Here is a 1,337-nt window from a genome sequence, read left to right as displayed (position 1 = left end):
ATAAAGGTATTGAGAAAAAAGGATTTTCGATGAGTTTTGACCTTGACCATCGCATAAGGATCCAAAATGCCAATTTAGCCGATGGATTGCTAACATTAATTTTTAATTATGAAATACCGGAAGAACAAAAACCACAAAAGATTGCTATTGGTCAAAAATATCAACCAGAAGTTATTGAGCACAAGCAATAACTTTAAAAGCCCCTGAAATTAGGGGTTTTTAAATAAAAAGCATTCTCTTTTTCGGGTCTGTAAAATTTTTTGTGTAAAGGGCTCCTGCGTTAGCTGGTAATGCGATCACCGTACATCAACATAAATTGACTCATGGCGGGTTTCCAACCTTTAATAGGCATCGTCCATTTTATTGAAATATTATGCAACGCTAAATAAAGCAGCTTGAGGACAGATTCATCTGTTGGGAAAACTCGCCGTGTTTTAGTAATCTTACGCAATGAGGCATTAAGTGACTCAATCGCATTGGTGGTATAAATGGCTTTACGGATTTCAGGAGCAAAGTCAAAAATAACGATTAGCCGTTCCCAATTGTTTATCCATGACGGACTAATTGTGGGGTACTTCTCATCCCACTTGGCTGAGAATGCCTCCAGAGCAGACTCAGCAGCATCGACTGTCGCTGCACCGTATAGATAGCGCGTAGGTCTGCTGCCACCGCTTTACGCTCTTTCCAGTGGACGTAGCGAAGAGAATGACGTACTTGGTGGACTAGGCAGAACTGAACACGGGTTTGCGGGTAAAGTGCTTCAATAGCCTCAGGAAAACCTTTTAAACCATCACAGCATGCAACAAAAATATCTTGCAAGCCTCGATTTTTGAGTTCTGTCATCACCGATAGCCAGAATTTAGCGCCTTCGCTTTTTGCTATCCACAAGGCTGCAGATTCCGATACGTCCGATCACCCATTCCAGTGATATCCGATCACGCGTTAGCTCATCTCCTAACTCTTTTTTAGCCTATTTTTTCTGTGGTAGCTACTCCTTGTTCTTTAAGCGTGTTGCTTAATAGTGAAATAAGGGTGTTTCGGTGATTGAAGTAAATTTTACGCTGTTCTGAGATGGAAATTCCAAAGACCTGCGCTAAGGAGTAAGAAGGTATCATCAATAAAGGGTCTACGATTCCGTAAAATTTGGGTCATGCAACCGAGGCGCTTGATACCCGCGATGGCGTGTTCAACTGTAATACGGATGCCCGAGATTATTTTATTTTCTTGTTTTTGTTCAGGCGATAAAGGTCTTTTTCGAGTTCCTTTTTTTGGGATTTGTGTATTAGGATGCTGTTTATCTATACCTTGAAAACCGGTATCTGCCCAGATGGTTACCT

General features: G+C 41.2%; 1 protein-coding gene and 2 pseudogenes. 1 reads left to right on the top strand and 2 read right to left on the bottom strand.

Features of this window, described 5'->3' with window-relative positions; all coding sequences use genetic code 11:
- Window positions 1-191 (top strand): annotated as a pseudogene (locus tag CBG25_RS04355) (heat-shock protein); the annotation flags it as partial.
- Window positions 192-280: 89 nt separating this feature from the next.
- Here CBG25_RS04355 and CBG25_RS04350 read toward each other — a convergent pair.
- Both CBG25_RS04350 and CBG25_RS04345 read right to left on the bottom strand, forming a co-directional pair.
- A pseudogene (locus CBG25_RS04350) lies at window positions 281-888 on the bottom strand (IS256 family transposase); the annotation flags it as partial.
- A 168-nt stretch (window positions 889-1,056) separates the two neighbouring features.
- A partial coding sequence (locus tag CBG25_RS04345) for a transposase family protein (protein WP_290603775.1) occupies window positions 1,057-1,337 on the bottom strand: 281 nt, incomplete at its 5' end.

The organism is Arsenophonus sp. ENCA, assembly GCF_002287155.1.
Classification (GTDB): domain Bacteria; phylum Pseudomonadota; class Gammaproteobacteria; order Enterobacterales; family Enterobacteriaceae; genus Arsenophonus; species Arsenophonus nilaparvatae.
Note: the sequence above shows the minus strand (reverse complement) of the source record. Positions and strands in the feature narration are given on the sequence as shown.